The sequence below is a fragment of the Vibrio lamellibrachiae genome (genome assembly GCF_050337265.1).
Lineage (GTDB): Bacteria > Pseudomonadota > Gammaproteobacteria > Enterobacterales > Vibrionaceae > Vibrio > Vibrio kyushuensis.
On sequence record NZ_JAKJSU010000005.1, the window covers coordinates 715,094 to 738,971 of the forward strand.

The window sequence follows — 23,878 nt, forward strand, 5'->3', positions numbered from 1 at the left end:
TTCACCAAATTAACTGAAACATCACCCACGACTTCAATTGACTCTGTCCCTTAACTACTTTGCACCAACCAAGATTTAATCATCGGGTTATCAAGCATTAGCCAGAGGCTGACCACGAGTAAACAGCCCGCATAAAAGAGATTTAGCGACTTTTCATACATTGGATTACTGGAGATTTTAGCCAGGCCTTCGCCAATTGACACCCAGAGAAAGTGCGTCGAAATATTCAAAATCGCCAGCCAAACAATCAAGACCGCAATGCCATATCCGCCAAACGCTTCCTGAGACTGTGCTGAGAACAGAGTGAACATCAGAAAAACCATCAGCCAGCCTTTGCTGTTTAATAGCTGAATGATCAGTCCATCAAAGAAACTCAGCTCCTTTGATGACTTGTCATAGTCTGAACCGCTCGATTTGATGAACTTTACCGCTAAATAAACGAGATAACTTGCGCCGACCAACTGCATCACATTCATGACGCTTGGGTGAGATTGAACAACTTCCCCTAGCCCATAACCAATAATGACCGACTTAATAATGAACACGCAATCTACGCCAGCCACTAGGGCTACAGAGCGCTTAACACCTACCTTAGCACCTGATGCCGCAAACACGATGTTGGCAGGGCCAGGGCTAAACACCAGAGGGAACATTACCCCCAACCACGTCAAAAACAGACTCATATTTCACCTCCTTGAAAAAGAAATGAAACAGTAATCAATCCGGCATGTGAGATCTTGTACAAAATTGACGATAGGGTTTATCGAGCTCGATAGTTCGACGGGGAGATGCCAAACGCCTTTTTGAAATTACGCGTAAAATGGCTTTGATCATAAAAGCCACAGGCTAGCGAAGCGTCGACACAACTTGAGCCTTGCGCTAGCAGCGCTTTGGCCTGCTTCACTTTTATCAAAAGAAGGTATTGATGCGGAGTAATACCAAATACGGCTTTAAAGCTTCGAATCAATTGAAACTTTGAGCAACCAGAGACTTGTTCTAATTCAGTCAGAGAAGGGTTGGAATCAAAATTATCGCGTATAAAGTCTCTCGCTAAATAACTGCTTTGGTTACAAACGCTATACGCTTTATCTTCCCTCGCAGAGCCGTAGCGAGTAAACAGCTTCTCAAGTGCCAGTATGTAGAACGACTCTTTGCTCAACTCAAAGGCTGACTGTTCTAACGATATGTGAAGCTGCAATAATTCATCAAACAGTGCTTCATCAAAGATCAGTGGACGTTCAATAATCGGGTTAATTGGCATGCCATGGTTAGCAAATTGATGAGCCAACTCTTCAAGATTGAAGTAGAACATTCGATAGCGCCAACCATCAGAACCACCTGAAAATCCGGTGTGAACTTCAGAAGGGTTGATCGCGACGATATGGTGCTTGGGTATGATTAGATTACTTCCACGATAGAGCAGGCCTTCAGCACCCTCTTCGATAATGCCTATCGCCAATTCGTCGTGCCAATGTTTGGAAAACTCAAACGTGGTGTAACTTGCGGACAAAAGCTCTACACCTGAAAACGTTTCGTTTCGCCATATTTTCGATGTTTCCAAATCTATCCTCCAATCCTTAGAGTAATCCATTAAATCGAAAAACTTGAGCTACAGAAAGGTTCTTTACCCTCTCTGACGTGGGTGGACATACCATTCACACCATAAGTTGAGACTGTGTAACAAAGCAAAAAGCGAGCAGAACACCTGTCCTACTCGCTTTATATTAGTATCACAAAGTTCAAAAATTAATCAACCAACGGATAAACACCATTTTCATCGTGCGTCTCTTTTCCGGTAATTGGCGGATTAAAGACACACGCCATAACCATCTCTTTATCCTTGTACGCTCTTAGGTAATGCTCATCGTGCTTATCTAATATGTACAGCGTACCCGGTTTGATTGGGTAAGTTTCACCACCAATCACTTCAATTTCACCTTCACCGCTCATGCAGTAAACCGACTCTAGGTGGTTCTGATAATGAATGTGAGACTCTGTATTTTCAAAGATGGTCGTAATATGGAAAGAGAAACCCATCTTGTCATCTTTGAGTAGCATACGAACGCTTTCCCAAGTTTCTGATGCTACTCTTCGATCACTGTCGCGACACTCATCCAGCGTTCTTACAATCATTCTATTTTCCTTAACTTGGATTCTTTTTAAGATGCTTTTTTAAAGTGCTTAGCGACAACAAGTTCAACCGCATTTTCAAAAATGCTTAAGCCTTGTTCAAGCTCTGAACTCGTGATGGTTAGCGGGCAGAAAAATTTCACCACCTCATCATCAGGGCCAGCGGTTTCAATCACCATACCGTTATCAAAACAGACCTTAGCAATCTCACTCGACAGATCACCATTGACGCATTCAACGCCAATCATCATGCCTCGACCTTTTTGCTGAACAAACAGTTTAGGGTGACGGGTAATACAGCGTTCAATAACCGCTGAAACGGTGTTTGAACATTGAGTAATATGCGCTTCAAATTTATTATCAGACCAATATATTTCTAGAGCTTTCGCAGCAGTGACAAAGGCATGATTGTTTCCTCTAAATGTGCCGTTATGTTCGCCCGGCTGCCAAATGTCTAACTCAGGTTTTAGCAATACCACCGCCATAGGCAAGCCGTAACCACCAATAGATTTAGACAGCGTCACCATATCAGGCTTGATGCCCGAAGGTTCAAAGCTAAAGAACGTGCCAGTTCGGCCACAGCCTGCTTGAATATCGTCAACGATCAGCAATATATCGTTTTGCTTACAGATCTCGCTCAGGCGTTGAAGCCACTCATTCGACGCCACGTTTAATCCGCCCTCTCCTTGAACCGTTTCAAGAAGCACAGCAGCTGGTTTATCCATACCCGCAGAGTTATCAGCAAGCATAGTTTCAAAAAGCTTAAGACCGTCAATGCCCGCATAACCCTCAAAAGGAATTCGCGTGACATTGTTAAGGCTCATCCCCGCCCCTTGGCGGTGGTGCTGATTACCTGTGGCAGCAAGAGCCCCAGCAGTACAGCCGTGAAAACCATTGGTAAACGCAACGATGGAACTACGACCAGTAACTTTACGTGCCAGTTTAAGGGCCGCTTCAACCGCATTGGTTCCTGTAGGGCCTGTGAATTGGACTTTATACTTAAGGTCACGAGGGCTAAGAATATGTTGCTCAAGTGCCGTTAAGAAGCTCGCCTTTGCGCTTGAGTGCATATCAAGACCGTGAGTGATCCCATCCATCTCGATATATTCAAGTAATGCCTGTTTGAGAATAGGATTATTGTGGCCGTAATTAAGTGATCCCGCACCGGCAAGAAAGTCTAAGTAACGCTCACCTTTGTTGGTCTCAAGCCAGCACCCTTTCGCTTTTTTAAAGACAACTGGGAAGCTATTCGAGTATGAACGTACTTTAGATTCTTGCTTGCTAAAAATATCCATGATAGACGGTTTATATTCCTTTTTTAGGTAATTGAATTAAGGGAATCTGATACAAATATTCGGTATCGTGCTTTCCTTTAAAGTGTGTTTTTTCATCGAGAAATGTGCTGACTTCACCACGCTCCCCATTGCATTTATCCAGTTTTTTAAACAGTGCCCAAGACGCATCATTTTCTTCAGTGATCGTGGTTTCCACAGCATCTACGTCGCTAAGAATATCCCTATTCAATAACTCCTCTAGCATGCTATACGCCAAACCCTTACCTCGATATCGAGGAGAAACGGCCACTTGCCAAACAAACAAAGTATTGGGTTCATCTGGTTTTCGATAGCCGGAAATAAAGCCTGCAATGTCACCATCGCATCGTGCAAGAACACAGGTTTGGCTAAAATGCGTTGATTGAAGAAAGTTACAATATGACGAGTTAACGTCGAGGGGGGGACACGAAGCAATCAAGCTATAAACATCATCTCCGTCTTCAGCTTTAGGCTCAAAAAAAGTCCATTTTTTAATAGGGTCTTCACCTATCTCTGGGTACATAACCCAAGGTGCTGATGCGATCATATGTAGATACATTTCCTTTGAACTCTAAACAAATCTTTTGAACACTATCGTCCATATTAGGAGACCAAAATCAAACATTGGTAAAACAAACACCAATTTTTGCGATCTTGATCAACATATAGCGGCAATTAACTCAAAACAAAATGGTTAGAACTCTAATCTATTTTCATTATGCACTCACTAGAAACGCTCTTTTATAGTGCATAAATAAGATAGTTTTCGCCCGTTTTCATCACGAATAAAACGCAAGATAAGACGCTCATACAACACCGTGTTTTAAGAATTTATGAGCGTTAGAAACTGAATAAAAAAGACATGAAATATTAAGATGAAAAATAAGGACTAAATGAAAGGGCAAAGACGTAAATTTAGCTTCAATTAGCAATCAGAGAAGTGAGTTTATGGCGCAACCAAACATGAGCGGGATGAAATTCGTTGCGTTTATGCCACATCATATTGTGGACGACGGGTTTGCTTTTTATTGGTGGCGTTAAGCATTGAAGACCTAATTTCTCTGAGTATTTATTGGCGATACTGGTTGAGGTTATCCCTAAGCAATCACTCTCAGAAACCAACCCCATAAGTGAAACCAGTGAACTACATTCACAGCTTACTTTTCGTTCAGACATTACCTCATCAGAAATATACTCCAAAACCGTTAAGTCTCCTCGTCGTAGTTTCGACGTAATGTGCTTCTCTTCATAAAACTGCTGGCGAGTAATTGTACCTTGAATACGGGGATGCTCTTTGCTACACACCAATGTTGCTTCTTCTTGGAAGAAAAACTCACTGTTGTAGGATTGACTCGGAAGGCTCCCAATATCGATCGCCAAGTCTGCTTTTTGTAGATTAAGTTGTTGTAGCAGTTCATCTTCACTGTCTGGCGTTAGCCTAAATTCGATTTCACAATTGCCCATATCAGTATCTTGAAGTGTCAAAGGCAACAAAAGATTCATCATCGATTCATTAACGTGCACAAGAAAAGAGCGCGGCGTTTGTTTGTCAAAACCTGACACATTACTGATCGCATCGTTAACTGTGCTATACGCTGGTGAAATTTGGTTCGCTAACTGTATCGCACTTAATGTTGGCGAGATCCCTCTACCTTCACGCACAAACAGCTCAACACCCAAAGTCTTTTGTAATCGCTTCAAAGCGTAACTCACACCTGGCTGCGTAAGACCTAACGAGTCGGCCGCCAAGGTGATCGAACGCTGTTGATAGACCTCTAGAAAAATAACCAGCAAATTAAAATCAAATCTGTTTTCCATAGCAACTCTTACCTTAATTGAGCTTATAAAGTATCTATTTCCGAATATTCATTAGTGATACAGATCAAACATCAGGTCAATTAATCATAATTCATATACAAAATAATTAAGCCAAATATAAATTAAACATACGATTTATTCATGTTTTAACTAAAGTCTGGTTTATTGGAGAGCATTGAGGGCAGGAGTATTCTATCGACAACGGTAAAGGCCAAGCAGAAAATGAATCTGCGAAGGGGCCGATACATACCACTACTTGTTACTTATATTTGAGAGAAACAATGATGCGAAATACGACTCTATCTATCGCTATTCTAAGTACACTGTCTTTAAATGTTGCGGCGCAATCACACGATCATGAGCACTTCGACGCTTATGAAATGGCACGCTACAAAGGTAATGCAGCGACTGAACATACGATTGAAGCCCACCGTCAACTAGCCGAGCGCCTTCCCTTTAAAAACCGCACGGCATTTGAAGAGCAAAAACGTGGCCTTATCGCTTCATTTGGCGACCACGATGCAGGCTTAGCGCGTATTCCATTCATTGATTTCATGCAAAATGTTAACCCAGAGCAATACCCTGACACAGTGAACCCTTCTATCTTCCGCCAAGGCCTGATGAACTATCAAGCTCAAGGCCTTTATGAAGTCGTTGAAGGTGTTTACCAGATCCGCGGTAGTGACGTTTCTAACATCACAGTATTTCGTACAGAAACAGGCTACGTAATCAACGATCCAGGCCTACTTGACGATACAACGAAAGATGCGTGGGAATTCGCTAAATTGCACCTTCCAGCACCTCACACTATTCACGCGGTGATCTATTCTCACCCGCATGGTGACCACTTTGGAGGCGTTCGAGGTCTGGAAGCTGATTTTGCTGAAGATGTAAAAATCATAGCTCCTGAAGGTTTTGTAGCCGCGCTTGCTGATGAAAACATGGTTGCGGGTAATGCCATGTCACGTCGTACTGACTACCAATACGGCACGACTCTTGGCTTAAACGCTCGTGGTCAAGTTGACATGGCTATCGGCCTAACGAAAGGCACCAAAGGTGGCCTAACACTTATCACGCCTAACTTTGAAATCGTTGATAAAGTTGAGCAACACAAAATTGATGGCCTAACGTTTGAATTTACTAACGTACCAGGCGCAGAAGCTCCAGTTGAAATCCTAACGTGGGTTGAAGAGTACAAAACGCTCTTTACGGGTGAATTAACCTACCACGGCATGCACAACATCTATACGTTCCGTGGCGCAAAAGTACGTGACTCTCTTGCTTGGACTAAGTACCTAACTGAAATCAAGATTGCTTACGGTGACCGTATCGAAGCACTGACTTCATCTCACTCAGCACCTGTTTGGGAAACAGAAGCCATCAATGAGTACATCACGCTTCAACGTGATAACTACGGCTTCATTCACAACCAGTCAATGCGTTTGGCCAACAACGGTGTAACGATTAACGATGTGGGCCGTGAAATTGAAAAAATCATCCCTGAAGTGCAGTTTAATACATGGCACACCAATGGTTACCACGGCTCATACAGCCACAATGCTCGCGCTGTTGTTAACCTGTACTTGGGTTACCATGACATGAACCCAGTGAACACAAACCCACTGACAACTATCGACAAGTCATGTACTTATGTTGAAGCAGCAGGCGCAGATACGCTATACAATGCCGGTATGGTTCACTTTGAAGCGGGTCGTTACCAACAATCGTCACAGCTGTTTAATGACCTTGTTCAGTGTGACCCAGCCAACGAAACATTCCGTAACGCACTGGCTGATAGTTTTGAACAGCAAGGTTACCAGTCAGAAACAATGGCATGGCGTAACAGCTACCTACAAGGTGCAGTTGAACTACGTACAAATGAAGTGAAAGACGGTGTGGATCAAATGTCTGCCGACATCATTGCTAACGCTCCAACGGCTAAAATCTTTGATATGTTCGCAGTTCGTGTAAATTCAGTGAAAGCCATCGAAGCTGGTCTGGACTTCACATTGACGACCGTTCATCCAGATACGAATGAGTTCTTCTACACTGAAGTATCAAACGGCAACATGACAACGGTACAAACAGACAAACAGCTAGATGCGGATACGACTTTCTTCATCCACAAAGCGGATTTCTCTAACGTACTGCTTCAGCAAGTGACGCTAGGTAAGCTACTTGAAACGGGTATGGCAGGATTCTCTGGTGAAGCAGCGAACGTTCAAGCGCTTCAAGGAGCAATGGAACAGCCAAACCGTAAGTTTGATATTCTTCCTCTTATCAAAGAGTAACGAATAACCCAAACTCTGTTGAATAAAACGATTAAGCCACAGCTCCTTTGAGTCTGTGGCTTTTTTATGACGAAACAAAATCACAGTATTCAATTCAACACCTCTGCCCCCCTTAAAGCAATGTGAGGATTCGATCCATCACACGTGATTTAACCTGACTAATCCTATTTTGTATATTGAGTGTAAATCGACCTTTCAGCCTAGGCCAAGCGTCTAGTTACCTGACTATTACAACTCATTGAGGGTTAACCATGAAGAAATCACTGCTTACTTTAATCATTACAACTGGCCTATGGAGTGGTGTTGGTTTGGCATCTGAATCGACTATTTTGGAGTCAGTTGAAGACGACACTCCTCGACTTGTTGAAATCTTTGAACACCTTCATGCTAACCCTGAGATTGGGTTCATGGAGTTTAAAACCGCTGAACTGGTTGCAACTGAACTAAAAGAGCTTGGTTTTGAAGTTCATGAAGGTATCGCACGTACTGGCGTTGCAGGCATCATGAAAAATGGTGATGGGCCGACGGTTATGTTTCGAGCAGATATGGATGCCCTACCAATCAAAGAGCAGACAGACCTAGATTACCGATCTCAAACAATGAGCGTTGACCGCTTTGGAAATGACATATGGGCGATGCACGCCTGTGGTCACGATGCACATACCACTTGGTTGATTGGCATGGCAAAACAGTTAGTCGAACGAAAAGACGAATGGCAGGGTACGGTTATTTTGGTGGCTCAACCAGCAGAAGAGATGATCATGGGTGCCACTGCCATGGTTGAAGACGGCCTATACGACAAAGTCCCTGTTCCTGATATTTTGATTGCGGGTCACACGCATCCTGTCCTTCCTGAAGGGGCTGTTGCGATCAGTGATGGCCGAAGAATGGCAGGGACAGACCAAATTGATGTCACCATCCAAGGCGTCGGTGGTCATGGTTCAACACCTCACACAGCGAAAGACCCTGTCGTGATGGCAGCGATGTCGGTCATGGGTTACCAAACCATCATCTCTCGCATGACCGACCAAGGTGAGCCCGCGGTACTCACCGTTGGCGCGATTGATGTGGGCTCTGAAAACAATATCATTCCTGATAGCGCAACCTTAAAACTAAACTTACGCTGGTATCGCACTCAAGAGCGAGACGCGATGCTAAAGGGCATCAAAGATGTCACTGATAACGTTGCTCGCATGTACGGTATGTCTGAAGACAAAATGCCTAGCTACGAAATGAAAGGCTATTCTACGCCTGTGATCAACCCTGTAGCAGAAAGTGAAATTGCCGCGAATGCAATGAAAGAGGCACTAGGAGCAGAGCGCGTTTACGCAGGGTTCCCGCCAGTGATGGGCTCTGAAGATTTCCATATGCTGTCTCATCCATACCCTGAGGTACCAATTGTTTACGTTGAAGTCGGCGCAGCCAAAAAAGCCGTTTGGGATGGATTCATCAATGAAGGTAAAATGCCTGAAGTCATCAACCACAATCCAAGATTCGTGGTTGAGCAAGGCGCTGTACCGACAGGCACTGCCGCACTCACTTCCGTGGTAATGGAGTTTCTAGATTAAGCTAAGGGCAGTATTAAAGCTGAGATCCTTAACTATTAACCCTGATCCATAACTATTGACCCGTCTATTAGTGACGGGTTAACGGTCTTCCCTATCCATCCTTGTGCTCTCTCCTTAACTCAGATTTTGTTCAATTAGATCAATCAATAGCTGCAAGTCTGTTTTGGCTTGCCCTTGCAGCGGGTGACCGATATTGATTCTGACACAATCCTTATAGAAATCGAGCGTCGTGAACGTCTGGCCTACCCTAATATCAAGCTGTTGCTGAATGGCGTCACGAGCCAATTTTTCCCCATCCAAACCCGGTATTTGTAGCCATAGAACCAATCCACCCTGCGAATCACTGATCAATGCCTCTGCCGACAAGTGTTTAGACAAGTAATTGAGGTAGTCAATACGATACGTCAGCAAATCGTAACGCTTTCTTTTGAGGTGTTTTGCGTAATGGCCTGATTCAATAAAATCAGCAATCGTTAATTGAAGCGGAATTGCGACGCCATAACAGCCCGAACCAAACCGACTCCGGTATTTATCAAGATAACGTCCCGGTAAACACCACCCTAATCGATAGCTGGGTGATAAGCTTTTTGAGATCGAGCCACACCATAAAATATAGCCATCGGTATCGTAATATTTGGCGGGTAAAGGGTAGTGATCAGAGTAAGAGAGCTCAACGTACACGTCATCCTCAATCACGGGAATCCGATATTGGTTTGCCATTATTGCCAAGCGCTGCTTTTGCTGCGTCGACATGGTGATCCCTTGCGGGTTCATATGAGATGTACAAAATATTCCAGCGCGAACATTCCCCTGCTGAAAGTGTGTTTCCAATTGGTCTAAGTCGATGCCGTCTTCCAACGATGGTATTTCAACAATCTTACGAGACATCTGGCCGAGCAGTTCAATGATTCCATTGAAGCAGGGTGAGCTTATCGCAATGGCATCACCTTCATGGCTGCAAGACTCTAGCGCTGCTTTGATAGCTGACAAGCACCCAGAGGTGATCACTAGATCTTGTGACTGAAAATGGATACCTTGCTTTGAGAAATGATGGGATAACGCATCTCTAAGCAGTAACTCTCCTTGGAACTCCGGATAGCGTGTCAGTCGTTTTCCCATTCGCTTCATCACTCGCCGAAAACTGCGTTCCAACTCTAACGCCGTACCGTCAGTGATATCTGAATTAGAAACACCTAGCGGGCCACTGAATTGAGAATAGACCGGAGAGTTTGATGAGGGGGTGGACACTCGGCTTTTAAACGCTGCCCAGTTAGGCGTCGAGTGAGGTGATGACTTTTGACTAACATAATAACCTGCCTGAGGCCGAGCGGTGATCCACCCCATTGACTCTAGCTCTTGATAACAACTCACCGCCGTCGATAGGCTCACCGAGTGCTGTTTGGATAGTTGACGCAGTGACGGCAGCCGACTGCCTTGGGCTAACTGACCAGATTGAATGTCATCAATAAACTGTTTTGCCAATCTCTTATATAGACTCATAGTTTTTTAGACTCACCGCTTGTGTTAACGCAACAGACAGCAAACTGTACTGCTTTAATTGTAAAAAATTGTATCTGTATCCTAATTGTGATTCAAGAGATACTCATTTTCAACGGAGGGGCCGTTACAAACAAGGGAGAGCATTATGAACAGAACGGATTTATTACTCAGCATTACTGTGATGATCATTTGGGGGTTTAACTTTTCAATGATCAAGCTTGGGGTTTCAGATGTGAACCCACTGGTTTCAACGGCAGCTCGCTTCGCCATCGCCGCTATTCCCGTGGTTTTCTTTATTCCAAAACCAGATGTGCCATGGCGCTATGTCATTAGTTATGGACTGCTTTTTGGTGTTGGCGTTTGGGGAATGGCCTCTTGGTCAATTACCGCAGGGCTCTCGTCTGGGATGTCATCAGTGCTACTTCAAACCAATGTATTAATTGGTATGACGGTCGGTGTTTTCATTCTCAAAGAGAGTTTGCCTACTCGTAAGCTCATCGGCGCTCTTATCGCAACGATTGCACTCGTCATTTCAATCGCGTTCACCAATGGTAACGTCACTGGGTTCGGGCTATTTTTGGTGTCTATTTCCGCCGTCTCTTGGACCGCCTTTGGCTTAATCGTCAAAGCATCGAAAACCAAAAATGCTTTCGTATTTAACGTATGGGGGATGTTGGTTGCGCCGTTGCCACTTCTTCTACTGGCTATTTTTATCCATGGTGAACAGGTACTTTGGGATTCAATACAGCACTGGACCTGGAACACGACCTTAGCCGTTGGTTTCCAAGCCTACCCAACCACGTTGTTTGGCTATTGGGTCTGGAACAAAATGCTGATCCGCTACCCAATCAGTACCGTTGCACCGCTGAGTCTATTGGTTCCTGTATTCGCATTATTAAGTGGCTTTGTGATTTTCGAAGAGACATTATCGACAGCTCAGGTTGTTGCATGTAGCCTATTTCTGGTCGGAATCAGTTTGATAGTGAGACCAACAAAATCTTCGCATTCTGTCGCTTCAATACCGGCTACCGTAAAGTAGTAAACGGGATAAGAACGCATGCTAATCATGGGGATGATCGTATGCGTTCACTTTCTCAATTAGTAATGGGATCCCTGTTCGGTTCAACCAGACTTGGTTAGTTTATTGTTCAAAAAACTAGAGAACCGGACGCAGTTTCGTCCTTCTTCTTTTGCGTTGTACAAAGCTTCATCGGCTTCGCTAATCGTATTTTCAATAGAGCTGCACTTGTTCGTAAAAATTGAAGCACCCATTGAGCTAGTTACGTTAAGGCTTTGCGTCCTGCCTATTTCAATCGACACCACTGCCATTTCTTCACACAACTTTTGCGCCATTTGGATAAGCTCTTCGGCTGTGATATCTGGAATAGCAATACAAAATTCTTCACCACCATAACGGCAAACAATATCACTAGCCCGCGTTGCTTCAAGTAAGTAACGAGATATACCTTTAAGAACTTTATCACCCGCGTCATGTCCATAATTGTCATTCAGCTGTTTGAAGTGATCGAGATCTATCATAATGATACCGATCTCAGTCTGTTTCTTGTGTGAAAGCGAGACCCATTGTTCAAGAGTTTCATACAGATATCGTCGGTTATACAGATGCGTTAATGGATCTTTAAAAGCCATTTTCCGCAAACTAGTTTTTAGATCAATGTTGGCAATCGACATCGCTAAGCGCTTCGAAATTGCCTTAGCTATAGTCAGGTCATCCTCTTCAAATTGAGTTTTTAGAACGTGCATTACTCCTATGGTTTCACCATGAGCTAGCAACGGTATACACAAGTTCGCCCTATCTTTTGGCTGAGTGAAATGCTCACATTCGACTTGCGATGAGTCAAGCCGTGATAGGTGTTCATGTCCTTTACGCAGAGCCCAACATTGATCAGAATTGAAATAGAGGCTATCCCCCCAGATCCTCCCCCAGAAAAGCTGCATTTTCAGTTGATTTCGTGACGATTTGTAAACCGAAATTGCACCCGATGTATTATTGAGCAATGTGGGGATAATCTTACCGACCACTTTGCTCGCATCGTTCAAATCACTGCACGCATTAAGGAGTGAATCCAATTCGTGCATCCGTTCTATCTCTGCAGTTTTATCATTCACTTCTTTTTCTAACGAAGCTTGACGCATTAATGTGGTCAGTGCAGCTCGACGAACAATCAAGAAAGCGATAGCACTGATGAGAATCACCCCCGCCAACAATATCGAAAGCAGCGCCATTCGCATTTGAGTAATTTGATGTTTAAGTACATCGGATGACACCGAAGCACGAGCATAGTAGTAAATTTTTTCTCCCTGAATCTCTATTGGCCGATAAACAGCAACGTAGAAGAAGTCTTTTCTTAGCGTTTCACTGTATCGGATAGCCTGACCCCAGCCCACGCTCTTCGCATCAACAAACTCATTTCGATCAAGGTGGTTTGACATCGATTCCACAGCACCAGCTTCAACGTTCGAGTCTCCGGAGACGACACCGAAAGCGTCCACAAAGGTGATTCTCGCTTGACCAGCCTTACCAAGACGCTTAGATACAGGGTCTACATAGACGATAGATAAAGGACGATTGACCTCCTCTAGAGTAACCAATGATGACTCGGCCAGTCGATGTAATTCATGTTCTACTCTTGACGCCATACTGCCACGTAATTGCTGGTCAATCATAACCAAGCCGAGAATACCAAGCACGATTAAAATGGACGCAGGTAGCAAAACGACTCTAGCCGTTAATATCATTCACTGCCCCCTACTTCAATTGTATCGACTCTCTTAAATCTAGCAGAGAATGGAGCTTAGACGACGTTGAAACACTTGGTTAAGTAGCGCCCTTATAACGCTTCTGCAATAAGCTGCTTCAATCGAAGATCACATTTCATTAACAACAATCACCTAGCGGCAAAAATACAATTTAGAATAAAAACTCAATTAATAATCTAAGCAAGGAACAGCAATGGACAATTTATTGGAAGGGTTTCCCGTTATCACTGAAATCCCAGTCGCGTGGGGGGAGATGGACGCTCTACAGCACGTTAACAATGCCGTCTATTTTCGTTATTTTGAATCAGCTCGGCTAGAGTACTTCGAAAAGATTGGTCTGCTTGTGGATATTGCGCAAAGCCAAGTTGGCCCCGTTCTCGGTGAAACGAACTGTCGCTATAAGCTTCCGATTACCTACCCTGACACGCTATTAATTGGCACTAAAGTTACGGATATTCAATCTGACCGATTTACGATGGAATATCATATCGCCAGTAAGAAGTTAGGAAAAATTAGTACCGTCGGCCAAGCTACGTGCGTGATGTTTAATTTTAAAATCAACGCTAAAGCGGAACTGCCAGAAGAGATACGAAAATCGATTATTAATTTAGAAGAGGCGACATATCAATCTGTCGATTGAGATGCCAAGCGGGAAACATTCCCGCTCATTCTTATTTACAGAGTGAATCAGAAAGTTGGTTAGTTTCAATCTACATTAAGATTCAATCTACGATAATATTCAACTAACCAAACTGATAAGCATCCATTGCCAGTATTTCATGCTGTACACCGCTATGCAGCCGCTGAACCATATCGCTCGAGTTAGCCATTTTCTCTGAGCTGCCAGTCTCATCTAAAGTACTGCCCAGCACTGCTAGTAGTGGCAAAAAATGCTCTTGTGTCGGGTGATTAAACTGAGCGTACGGTGCATCATCGAGATAGTTGAGTAACGATGGGTGATCGCCTTCACTCAGTTTTTTAGCTATCCACGAAGTAAACTCTTTCACCTTCCCCTCACGGTTCGGCGTTGGTCGAATACTTGATAGCTCTCGAAGGTTGTGGCTAATGCCTCCCGACCCAATCAACATGACACCTTCGTTTCGCAATGGGGCTAACGCTTGACCTAATAAGTAGTTTACTTCAGGGCCAAGAGTGCTACTGATTGACACCTGCACCACTGGAACATCCGCTAATGGGAACATCAAGTTCAATGGTATCCAGACTCCGTGGTCCCACCCTAACTGAGAATCCAATTGAGAGGACAGCCCTGTTTTACGAATCATCGAATCTATTCTTTGTGCCAACTTAGGATCACCCGATGCTGGATATTGAATATCATATAAAGGCGCAGGAAAACCGTAAAAGTCATAAATCAATGTCGGATTTTTCGCCGATGTAATCGTAATAGAGTCCTGTGTGTCTAGGTGTGCGGAGAACACAACGATAGCTTTAGGTTTACTAACTGTCTGGCCGAGCGTCTGTAAAAACTGAGCCGTTTCGCTGTTGTCTATCGCCAGCATCGGTGACCCGTGGGAAATAAAATACGCCGGTTGTTTGTTAGTATTCATGCTCATCTCCTTTATTGCCCACGTCTTAATCAATTAGGCTTTGGTTAATGCTTAGGCTTTAGCCAGCTTGGCGCTGATGAGTTTGTCGACTGATACGCGACCTGCGCCAGATACAGCAAGGAATAACGTAGATGCAAGCAAGATAAGAGCAAACTCGTAGCCGTTGTTGCTTAAGAACAAGCCGTTACCGATATGTACCATCATGGCCATCAGCATAGTGAATGCGCTGACAATTGCGGCTGGACGCGTTAACACGCCGATTGCCAATGCCAACCCACCAAAGAATTCTGCACTACCAGCCAGTAATGCCATTAGAAAACCGGGGGTGTAACCAATGCTCGCCATCCATTGCCCTGTGGCTTCTAACCCGTAGCCTCCAAACCAACCAAAGAGTTTCTGAGCGCCGTGACCCATCAAAATTAGGCCTAGTGGTAGGCGAAGAAGAAGTGGTGCAAAGCTATTGTTTGAGTTAAATATTTTGTTGATTAGTTGAGTATTCATGGCTCTATTCCTTTTTGGACTTCGACGTTATTGTTATGAAGGTTCGTGTTGATGTAGCTAGATTAATTGAAGTGTATTTATTGATAAATAACGCTAACATTGAATAATTATCAACACAGTGTTTATAAAGGTGACGTATGGATAAACTAGAAATGATGAAAACCTTCATGTCGGTGGTCCAAGAAGGCGCATTCTCTAAAGCGGCCGAGAAACGGGGAATCTCACCACAACTGGCCAGTAAGTACGTTTCAGCACTCGAAGATAATCTTCAAACTCGGTTACTACATCGAACCACACGTAAAATCAATCTAACCGAAGCGGGCCACCTCTATTCCATTCGATGTGCTCAAGTGCTGAGTGATATTAATGAAATGGAAAACTCTTTAGGCGATTGGCACCAAAAAGTGGCAGGCGTTCTGACCATCAACGCGCCAATGTCTTTTGGTCATCGTCATTTGCCAAAGCTGCTCATCGACTTTCAACAGCGTTATCCTGAAGTGAAAATCGATTTGAATCTCACCGATCACAAGGTCAATATCGTCGAAGAAGGGGTTGATGTCGCTCTTAGAATCGGTGATTTAAAAAGTGAAACCATCATCGCTAAAAGGATCACCGACATTCAGATTGCCCTGTTAGCCTCCCCTGATTACTTGCAGAAACACGGCACACCGAAAACGCAGGAAGATCTCGCAGAACATGACTTTCTAAACTATTCGTATGCCGATCAAAACTTGGTGATGAACATACTCGGAACAAGTGTGTCAGATAGAAACCTTCGCTGCGCAATTACTGCCAATAATGGAGACCTATTGGTTAATACTGCAATTTGGGGGGGCGGAATCGCCATCCAGCCGACCTTTATCGCCGGAGATGCGATTAAGAGTGGTCAGCTAATTAAGCTCTTACCCGAGCATCAACCAAAACCGATTGGGTTATACCTTATCTACGCTAACCGCCAATTTTTGCCTGTAAAAACACGCGCCTTTATTGATTTTGTCAGCGGTTACTTTGGAGATACTCCCTATTGGGATGAGGAAGAATAAACGCAGTGGCTTACATACACAGCAATGGACAACAACCACTTCACCCATCAGATAGTTTGAATTTAGTGTTCAGCTACAGCTTTCAATTTTCGGCTGTAATAGAATGAAATCGTGACTTTAAGGACTGAATCGTAATGAACCTGAGACAACTCGAAATTTTTTATGCCATTATGCAAGCGGGAACGATCTCGGGAGCGGCCAAAAACCTCCATGTCTCTCAACCCAATGTGACAAGAGTCCTGTCTCATACCGAAATGCAGCTTGGTTTTCAGTTGTTTGACCGTGTCAAAGGTCGCTTAGTACCGACCCAAGAAGCGAAAACCCTGTTACCTGAAGCCGAACGCATCTATCAACAATTAGGCCAGTTTCGCTCCTTAACCAACAAGGTAAAAAAAGGAAACTTGCACCTAAGAGTTGGTGCGCCTCCTGTTCTGGCCAGCGCTTTACTCAGCCCTATTATCTCTGCTCTATGTGACGATAAAAACTTGTCTGTTGAACTGTCGACAGCGAATCGTGATGAACTGTGCCAGTCACTGCTCAAAAACGAATTGGATGTTGCCGTCTGTTTTGGCGACGACGCACCAGCAGCCGTCAACCATGAAAGGCTATTGACCCGTTGTATGGTGACGCTAACGCCGATGGTTCAAGAGAAAAAAACCATTACTCTGACAGAGTTACTGGAAGATTCATTGCCACTTATCGGTCTGGATCCTCGTGATCCGCTTGGGCAGTTATTGCATCAAGCTATCGGGCGTGCGGCTCCTGACTACCATCACCAAATTTCAGTGCGAAGCTACAGTGCTGCCGCAGAGTTGGTTCGACACAAAGCAGGATCAGCGATTGTAGATCCATGGACGGCGCAGCAGTATCAACATTCAAAAGAGGTTCAGATCCTACAACTAGAACCCACTATTCCTTTGCATGTCTCGATTTTACATGCCGAACATCAGCCCCTTTCCATCACCGCGCAGCAATTCATTCAGCAGTTAAAAGAGGCGATTTCCTAGCCAGATATAACCTAACGTTATAGGCTATTAATAGATAGGTATTCGGCACGGCGGGCAGTATTGCTTAAGCTGACACTTCAACTGTTAATGGCTATAACGCAAGGATTCTTATGTCTATCTCTCAACCTTATTTACTTTTTCTTGGTGATGTTACTGATCCACTAGCCGCTAAAACAGCGCGCGGTATTCATCAATGGCGACCTCATGTTTGCGTTGGACAACTCCGTTTGACCGAAGAAACAGTGTCATTAGGGTTGAACGACTTAACCTTGCAAGAAGCGCAAGTTCAAGGCGCCAAAACATTGGTGATTGGTACGGCAAATGCGGGTGGCGTGATCCCTGAAAGCTGGCAAGAGACACTCACTACGGCGGCTGAAATGGGCTTTGAAATTGCGTCCGGAATGCACCAAAGGTTGTCTGACTTAGATCCTTTACAAGCACTAAAAGAAGCAGGGAAAACCCGCTTGCATGATGTACGTCATTTTGACGAGCCCCTAGATGTTGGGTCAGGTAAAAAGCGCCTTGGTAAACGCTTATTAACAGTGGGGACAGACTGCTCTGTTGGTAAAATGTTTACTGCTCTTGCAATAGAGAAAGCGCTTAAAGCGCGTAACGTTAATGCCCAATTTAAAGCAACCGGACAAACCGGTATTTTGGTTCAAGGTAGCGGCATTTCTATTGACGCCGTGGTTGCCGATTTTATATCAGGTGCCGTTGAAGCGGTAAGCCCAGATTTTACGGATCATGAATGGGATATTATCGAAGGTCAGGGCTCACTATTTAATCCCTCATTTGCGGGTGTGAGTATGGGGCTTTTGCATGGCGCACAACCAGATGCAATGGTACTGTGCCATGAGATAGGTCGCCAACATATCCGACACCTTCCTCACGCTAAACTACCCACGATTGAACAGACTATTTCAGCTAATCAACAAGCGGCAAGATTGACCAACCCTAATGCATCTGTGGTCGGCATCTGTTTAAATACTTCTAGTCTCACAGAAGATGAAGCCAGAGAGCTTTGTGCGCAGTGGAGTGAACACTATAAACTTCCGGTTACCGACCCAGTACGATTTAGTGTAGAAAGCATTATCGATCAGCTTGTTTAGGAGAGTCGCATGAAAATATCCGCTCAACACGTAGCCATTAAACTCGCGAGACCGTTTAGTATTGCTCGTGGAACTCGTACTCACCTTGATGTCGTGCGTGTCGCGATAGAGCATGGTGAAACAACGGTTGTTGGTGAGTGTACGCCTTATGCGCGTTATGGCGAGTCAGTGAAATCCGTCATAGAACAAATCAATCAGTTTTCCAACAAAATGCAATCTCTAGCGTCTCCACCGAGTGCTGATGAAGTTAAGCAATTACTGCAAGATGAAGTCCACGCTGGCGCTGCTCGTAATGGAATTGATTGTGCACTATGGCAGCTTTCGGCTCTACAAGCAGAGAGTACATTCCCAAGCCCTTATTTTGATGTTTCCTCACAAATTGAAACCGCAATGACAGTCTCTATAGACTCTCCATCAGCGATGGCAGAGCAGGCGAAAGGCTATGTAGAGTTAGGAGCGACACTTCTAAAGGTGAAATTGGACAGTGAACAAATCATCGAGCGTGTTGCTGCCGTGCGTGGCGCAGCCCCAGAAGCCAAATTAATTTTAGACGCTAATGAAGCATGGTTAGGGTTACCGTTAGAGTCGCTCTTTAACGAATTAGCTGGTTATCAAGTGGCCATGATTGAACAGCCTGTCCCGAAAGGGGAAGATGAATGTTTGCGTCATATCGAGCACCCTATTCCACTGTGCGCCGATGAAAGCTGCCATGTTTCAGCAGATCTCCCTGCACTTTTAGGCTGCTATGAAATGATCAACATCAAGCTCGACAAGACAGGCGGGCTAACAGAAGCCTTCAATCTGGAGCGCCAAGCTAGGCAGCAAGGATTGAGTATCATGGTTGGTTGTATGCTAGGAACATCCATCGCGATGAAAGCCGCGTTACCCATTGCAACAAGAGCTGAGGTTGTTGATTTAGACGGTCCTGTATTATTAGGCGTGCCAGAAATCAATGGGTTGGAATATCAATCAGGTCAAATTCTGGTGCCAATGGCCCAATCTGCAACCGAATAGCTTCAGCCGCTTAGCCACTCTTCGTTACAAGTTATGCTTGTCGCTGAGAGTGGTTTTTCACTGATAGTTTTGTAAAATAGCTTTCTACCCATTTCTACCTACATAGAAGATAGAAGAAAAAGCCATTATGTTCACTAAACAAAATCTTATTGATGATTTAAATCGTCTTGGCGTCGACCCTAATGGTGTTTTGCTTATTCACTCGTCCATGAAGGCAATAGGATCTGTTGAAGGTGGTGCTGACACCGTACTCGATGCCTTGTCTGATCTCATGTCTAACGGTCTACTATTATTACCCACTCACAGTTGGGACAAGCACAATCTGGCTGATGGCATATTTGATCCAGAGAAAGAGCCAACATGTGTGGGGATATTAAGTGAGTTATTTAGAAACAGAACAGGCGTCGTTCGGTCGCTTCACCCTACCCACTCCGTTGCTGCTCTTGGAAACAATGCCGAACAATTTATTGCTGGAGAGGAAAAGGCAACTTCACCCTGTCCAAGAGATGGAGTATGGGGAAAGTTGTATGATGCAGATGCACAAATTCTATTTCTCGGCTGTCCGCTGACACGAAATACCTATATTCATGGTGTGGAAGAGTGGTGCGAGATCCCGAACCGAATAGACCTAACCCCAGAAGCAATCAAGATTGTCAAAGGTGAGCATATTATTGACACGGTCTTACATCGCCACAAGAGTCCGATTAAAAGTATCCATGAACATTATGGCAAACTAGAAAAGCCCTTTATCAAGCTTGGTATTGGCCACTGGGGACAAGTAGGAGAAGCGAAAGTTTTTCTTGCCAGTGCGAAACAGATGGCCGATATCACGACAACCTTTCTAAAGCAAAACCAAGACGTCTTTCTCGACGACAATCCTATTCCTGAATCTTGGTATTGATGTACTGTTTAGAGAAATAAGCACTTTAGATATGAATTGAAAATCAGCCCTTCGACAGCAAAGGGCTTGAACTTGCTTATCCATATTTTTTTTATAAATACATTCTTAAAGCATTTTCTTACAATCCTTTCCCTACAAATATTTTCTTAAACCGATGCGATTATGCCCTTTGGGGAAATCCTCAAATCGGGTAAATTCTTCGTAGCCTAAACTTTGATAAAAACCTGGCGCTTGCCAACTTTGAGTCCACAGCCATATCCCCGATAAACCTTCCGACTTAGCGTGCTGTTCAGCCTTATTCATCAGCTGCTTCCCCATTCCGGTTCCTCGACAGCTTTCATGCACCCATAGCTCATCGATATACAGCCATCCCCACAAAAGATCAGCAGTCATGGCTGCAACAAGCTTCCCGTGATCATCTTTAACCGTCCAATTTAGACGATCTTTTTGATAAGGAGGCGCCTCTTGAACTTGGCTATGAGTTTCAAATCCTTCGGTCAACTGGCTCTGCTCATGCTCGCCCAGTTCTCCTTTTGAGAAATCGATTTTTTGCATTTTTCCACCTGTATTACTTACTCATATTCTTTGCTGAAGCATCTCTAATAAAAAGAGAAAATACAAGTAAGCGACTAACGTTACCGAACCTACAGCTTTCCTACCTTACAGCCTTTCTATCCTCTGCAATTTAGGCAACCGAATCAACTTTGGTAGACCATTCGACTTAAATATCTGCTTCAATTTAGGCATCATCGTTTGCATTAAGCTTGCAACGACAATCAGTGTTACACCTAGTATTTTTTCTTGCGTCATCTCCGCATCGAAAAACATCAGCTGCCAAGCCAGAGTAAACAATAAGTGAGTAAAAATAAGCGGTGCTAGTTGCGAATTGCTGTCTGCCAATTTATACGCCATAGAGCGGAATATCTGATTGCTAATCGTCACCGTTGCTAACGCTAATAGGGCAAGCCATATCGGCCAGTACTCTGTTGGCGCCGATAGAATAACCACGTCCAACTCTGATAACCCAAACCATAAACTGATTGGTAACACCAATATCGAACTGAAGAGAAAGCTCCATCCATTGATGGCACTTGGCGACATATCTCCCTTAGTTGAGCGATATAAACTCAACTGCGATCCTGCGTTGAACATCCCTGCTCCCAAGCCTATCAACATCTCAGGTTTAAAGGTTATGCTGCTTCCATCACTTGTCAGCAGTAGCACGCCGGAAAACGTAACCAACAGAGCAAGCTTTGTAATTGTCTTAATCTTGATGCCAAAAAATACGCGCTCAAGCACAGGAATAAACAGTGGCCCCGTTGCAAAAAGCACCACACTTTCAACCAAGGTTAATTGAGTTAAGGATGCAAGAAAACACATCTGGCACCCGACGACACACACAGCTCGCGTCATTATTGGTTTTATTAAGTTTTTCTTAGGAAGAACAAATTGGATACTCGCCACTGCTGCCAGCATTAAGGCTGCGGGAATAAACAGACGCAAAAACAGTAAAGTCATGAGACTAAACTCTCCGGTCAGAAACTTGGCGACAAGGCCTGTCATAGATAGACTTAAGGTCGAGCACAGCATAAGCAGTGCGGCTCTATATTCAGTGGACATACAACTCTCTTTTGATGCGCGTACCTTTCTTGTACATAGAGTAGGGAAATGACGCACAACAAAAAAGCGAGTAATATTAACCAAACCTGTTAGAAAAACTTAACAATTACCTTATTGTTAAAACAGTCCATTAGCCAAATAAGCTATTAATCAAATAGAGCAGTGGGATAAATAATGAAAACACTCGTTCCCCTTAAAGGTATCTACGCTTTTATTGCCGTAGCAGAGACTGGCAGCATGACGAAAGCGTCACAGGTACTCAATATCAGCCACTCTGCCGTCAGCCAATCGGTAAAGAGCTTAGAAACACAACTCGGCCTTCCACTTTTTAAACGAGTTGGTAGGCAGGTAGAGCTAAACACTCAGGGAAGAATTTATTATAAGAAGGTCGCGCCTGCCCTTGAGCAGATCGTTGATGCCTCGGTATCCATTCAGCAGCCTGAACACGCCAATCGTATTACTTTGAATATGGTGAACTCATTGGCGATTCATTGGTGGATCCCACGTATGCAAGAATTTCAGCAGCATGCGCCTAAACTCGATGTGCGTGTGTCCAACCTCATTGGCTCTTTCAATCTTGAACGAGAGAACGTCGATGTTGCGCTGATTCATGGGACACATGAAGATTGGCAAGATTATCACTGCGAAAAGTTGGGCGATGATGAACTGGTGATGGTGTGTCACCCAGATTTGGCTGAAGAGGGCTCTACAGTCAAAGAGCTTTTGGACCGATTCCCCGCTATTTTTGCCACCAATGATCGCCGAGACGGGGATTGGCAGTATTGGTGCCATGCCAATCAAGTCGCGACACCAAGCCAACACAGAAACCTGAGTTTTATTGCCTCTGTCCACGCCGTGCAAGCCGCCTCAAGAAAACTCGGCGTATTTGTGACTCACAAACAGTTTGTTAAAGACGAAATCAAACACGGCATGCTTGTCGAAGTAGGTAGCTCAATCAAACACCCTAAGCAGAGCTTCTATTTTGCGTGCCTACCTGAAAAGTTAAAATCTGAGAGTGTCCTAGCGCTGAGATCTTGGCTTCAAAGTGAATTTTCAACAGGCCAACTTTAAAGAAAAATAAGACATTATCCAAACTAGAGAGAACGAAAAATGCCACTCTCGCAAGTTACATAACAAGGAGAGTAGCACCAATACCATCGTTAAAGCTTATTCATCATTGCTTGGCGCGATCACCGCCTGAGTACCCACTGATATAGCCTCGCCACCATGAATATTGGCATACGATTGTGCCTCTTCCATGGTTGAAAACCATCGTGCAGGGTAACCAATATTCTTCAGCTTAATGCGCTGAGGTAGGTACTTATCAGAAGAGTTGATTGATGATTCGAGAACGCTTTTAAACTCGACCCAACTTTTAAAACCGTTCTCTATCGAGATAAGCTGAAGTAAGTGCTTACGCTGAATAATGGTCACGTCTTTTTGCAATTCAGGCAATGATAACCCAACGAGCACACTGTGTTTTAACAGTCGACGTAAAATCGGCAGAGAGCTTGAAAGCTGATCAGATTTGGTTGATTTTTGTAATAGCTTGGCTTCATAAAGCCATATTTCGACAAGGTTTACTTGTTCAATACGCATAATATTCCCCTATATTGAACCTACTCGCTATCGGTTTCAGAAGTTAATATTTTTAAAATCTAGCAGCGTATAAACTGAATAAATTGTATGTGCAACTGATTAGGTTGCTGATATT

23 protein-coding genes are annotated in these 23,878 nt (G+C 44.1%); 10 read left to right on the forward strand and 13 right to left on the reverse strand.

Annotated features, from left to right (window positions below; translation table 11 throughout):
• Positions 1 to 50: 50 nt before the first annotated feature.
• The 6 genes from L4C54_RS08800 to L4C54_RS08825 all read right to left on the reverse strand — a co-directional run bounded on the left by L4C54_RS08800 (position 51) and on the right by L4C54_RS08825 (position 5,261).
• Positions 51 to 683 carry a LysE family translocator gene (locus L4C54_RS08800; protein WP_428807883.1) on the reverse strand — a complete coding sequence of 211 codons (633 nt, stop codon included), beginning with the start codon at positions 681 to 683 and terminating at the stop codon, positions 51 to 53.
• Between the two features lie 77 nt (positions 684 to 760).
• Positions 761 to 1,561 carry a helix-turn-helix domain-containing protein gene (locus L4C54_RS08805; RefSeq protein WP_428807884.1) on the reverse strand — a complete coding sequence of 267 codons (801 nt, stop codon included), beginning with the start codon at positions 1,559 to 1,561 and terminating at the stop codon, positions 761 to 763.
• Positions 1,562 to 1,746: 185 nt separating this feature from the next.
• Complete coding sequence (locus L4C54_RS08810) at positions 1,747 to 2,133, reverse strand: ectoine synthase (protein WP_428807885.1); 387 nt, start codon at positions 2,131 to 2,133, stop codon at positions 1,747 to 1,749.
• Positions 2,134 to 2,159: 26 nt separating this feature from the next.
• Positions 2,160 to 3,425, reverse strand: coding sequence for a diaminobutyrate--2-oxoglutarate transaminase (gene ectB, locus L4C54_RS08815; RefSeq protein ID WP_428807886.1), 1,266 nt, complete (start codon positions 3,423 to 3,425; stop codon positions 2,160 to 2,162).
• Positions 3,426 to 3,435: 10 nt separating this feature from the next.
• A complete protein-coding gene (ectA, locus tag L4C54_RS08820; protein ID WP_428807887.1) occupies positions 3,436 to 3,990 on the reverse strand; it encodes a diaminobutyrate acetyltransferase in 555 nt (184 codons plus the stop codon).
• A 374-nt stretch (positions 3,991 to 4,364) separates the two neighbouring features.
• On the reverse strand, positions 4,365 to 5,261 hold the full coding sequence (locus L4C54_RS08825; protein WP_428807888.1) for a LysR family transcriptional regulator: 897 nt from the start codon (positions 5,259 to 5,261) through the stop codon (positions 4,365 to 4,367).
• 284 nt (positions 5,262 to 5,545) lie between these two features.
• Between L4C54_RS08825 and L4C54_RS08830 the strand changes: the two genes are divergently transcribed.
• Positions 5,546 to 7,552, forward strand: coding sequence for an alkyl/aryl-sulfatase (locus L4C54_RS08830; protein ID WP_428807963.1), 2,007 nt, complete (start codon positions 5,546 to 5,548; stop codon positions 7,550 to 7,552).
• Between the two features lie 251 nt (positions 7,553 to 7,803).
• On the forward strand, positions 7,804 to 9,120 hold the full coding sequence (locus L4C54_RS08835; RefSeq protein ID WP_428807889.1) for an amidohydrolase: 1,317 nt from the start codon (positions 7,804 to 7,806) through the stop codon (positions 9,118 to 9,120).
• 114 nt (positions 9,121 to 9,234) lie between these two features.
• On the opposite strand, the gene L4C54_RS08840 is transcribed toward L4C54_RS08835, so the two are convergent.
• The gene (locus L4C54_RS08840; protein ID WP_428807890.1) at positions 9,235 to 10,620 is read right to left on the reverse strand and encodes an aminotransferase-like domain-containing protein; all 1,386 of its coding nucleotides are present in this window, start codon (positions 10,618 to 10,620) and stop codon (positions 9,235 to 9,237) included.
• 145 nt (positions 10,621 to 10,765) lie between these two features.
• On the opposite strand from L4C54_RS08840, the gene L4C54_RS08845 reads away from it, so the two are divergent.
• Complete coding sequence (locus L4C54_RS08845; protein WP_428807891.1) at positions 10,766 to 11,659, forward strand: EamA family transporter; 894 nt, start codon at positions 10,766 to 10,768, stop codon at positions 11,657 to 11,659.
• A gap of 83 nt (positions 11,660 to 11,742) precedes the next feature.
• On the opposite strand, the gene L4C54_RS08850 is transcribed toward L4C54_RS08845, so the two are convergent.
• A complete protein-coding gene (locus tag L4C54_RS08850) occupies positions 11,743 to 13,380 on the reverse strand; it encodes a sensor domain-containing diguanylate cyclase (protein ID WP_428807892.1) in 1,638 nt (545 codons plus the stop codon).
• 214 nt (positions 13,381 to 13,594) lie between these two features.
• On the opposite strand from L4C54_RS08850, the gene L4C54_RS08855 reads away from it, so the two are divergent.
• The gene (locus L4C54_RS08855) at positions 13,595 to 14,041 is read left to right on the forward strand and encodes an acyl-CoA thioesterase (protein WP_428807893.1); all 447 of its coding nucleotides are present in this window, start codon (positions 13,595 to 13,597) and stop codon (positions 14,039 to 14,041) included.
• Between the two features lie 103 nt (positions 14,042 to 14,144).
• On the opposite strand, the gene L4C54_RS08860 is transcribed toward L4C54_RS08855, so the two are convergent.
• Complete coding sequence (locus L4C54_RS08860) at positions 14,145 to 14,969, reverse strand: DODA-type extradiol aromatic ring-opening family dioxygenase (RefSeq protein WP_428807894.1); 825 nt, start codon at positions 14,967 to 14,969, stop codon at positions 14,145 to 14,147.
• 51 nt (positions 14,970 to 15,020) lie between these two features.
• Complete coding sequence (locus L4C54_RS08865) at positions 15,021 to 15,470, reverse strand: DoxX family protein (RefSeq protein ID WP_428799563.1); 450 nt, start codon at positions 15,468 to 15,470, stop codon at positions 15,021 to 15,023.
• A 137-nt stretch (positions 15,471 to 15,607) separates the two neighbouring features.
• On the opposite strand from L4C54_RS08865, the gene L4C54_RS08870 reads away from it, so the two are divergent.
• From L4C54_RS08870 to L4C54_RS08890, 5 genes are all read left to right on the forward strand, one after another.
• Positions 15,608 to 16,513, forward strand: a complete 906-nt coding sequence (locus tag L4C54_RS08870; protein ID WP_428799562.1) for a LysR family transcriptional regulator — start codon at positions 15,608 to 15,610, stop codon at positions 16,511 to 16,513.
• A gap of 134 nt (positions 16,514 to 16,647) precedes the next feature.
• Positions 16,648 to 17,520 (forward strand): LysR family transcriptional regulator, encoded by an 873-nt coding sequence (locus L4C54_RS08875; protein WP_428807895.1) that lies wholly within the window; start codon positions 16,648 to 16,650, stop codon positions 17,518 to 17,520.
• A 110-nt stretch (positions 17,521 to 17,630) separates the two neighbouring features.
• Complete coding sequence (dgcN, locus tag L4C54_RS08880) at positions 17,631 to 18,629, forward strand: N-acetyltransferase DgcN (protein WP_428807896.1); 999 nt, start codon at positions 17,631 to 17,633, stop codon at positions 18,627 to 18,629.
• Positions 18,630 to 18,638: 9 nt separating this feature from the next.
• Complete coding sequence (locus L4C54_RS08885; protein WP_428807897.1) at positions 18,639 to 19,643, forward strand: dipeptide epimerase; 1,005 nt, start codon at positions 18,639 to 18,641, stop codon at positions 19,641 to 19,643.
• A 127-nt stretch (positions 19,644 to 19,770) separates the two neighbouring features.
• Positions 19,771 to 20,544, forward strand: a complete 774-nt coding sequence (locus L4C54_RS08890) for an AAC(3) family N-acetyltransferase (protein ID WP_428807898.1) — start codon at positions 19,771 to 19,773, stop codon at positions 20,542 to 20,544.
• 132 nt (positions 20,545 to 20,676) lie between these two features.
• Here L4C54_RS08890 and L4C54_RS08895 read toward each other — a convergent pair whose 3' ends face one another.
• Positions 20,677 to 21,099 (reverse strand): GNAT family N-acetyltransferase, encoded by a 423-nt coding sequence (locus tag L4C54_RS08895; RefSeq protein ID WP_428807899.1) that lies wholly within the window; start codon positions 21,097 to 21,099, stop codon positions 20,677 to 20,679.
• A 105-nt stretch (positions 21,100 to 21,204) separates the two neighbouring features.
• Positions 21,205 to 22,164, reverse strand: coding sequence for a DMT family transporter (locus L4C54_RS08900; RefSeq protein ID WP_428807900.1), 960 nt, complete (start codon positions 22,162 to 22,164; stop codon positions 21,205 to 21,207).
• A 174-nt stretch (positions 22,165 to 22,338) separates the two neighbouring features.
• Between L4C54_RS08900 and L4C54_RS08905 the strand changes: the two genes are divergently transcribed.
• Entirely contained in the window at positions 22,339 to 23,235 is an 897-nt protein-coding gene (locus tag L4C54_RS08905; RefSeq protein WP_428807901.1) for a LysR substrate-binding domain-containing protein, read from the forward strand.
• Positions 23,236 to 23,331: 96 nt separating this feature from the next.
• On the opposite strand, the gene L4C54_RS08910 is transcribed toward L4C54_RS08905, so the two are convergent.
• The gene (locus L4C54_RS08910; protein WP_428807902.1) at positions 23,332 to 23,763 is read right to left on the reverse strand and encodes a hypothetical protein; all 432 of its coding nucleotides are present in this window, start codon (positions 23,761 to 23,763) and stop codon (positions 23,332 to 23,334) included.
• Positions 23,764 to 23,878: the final 115 nt, after the last annotated feature.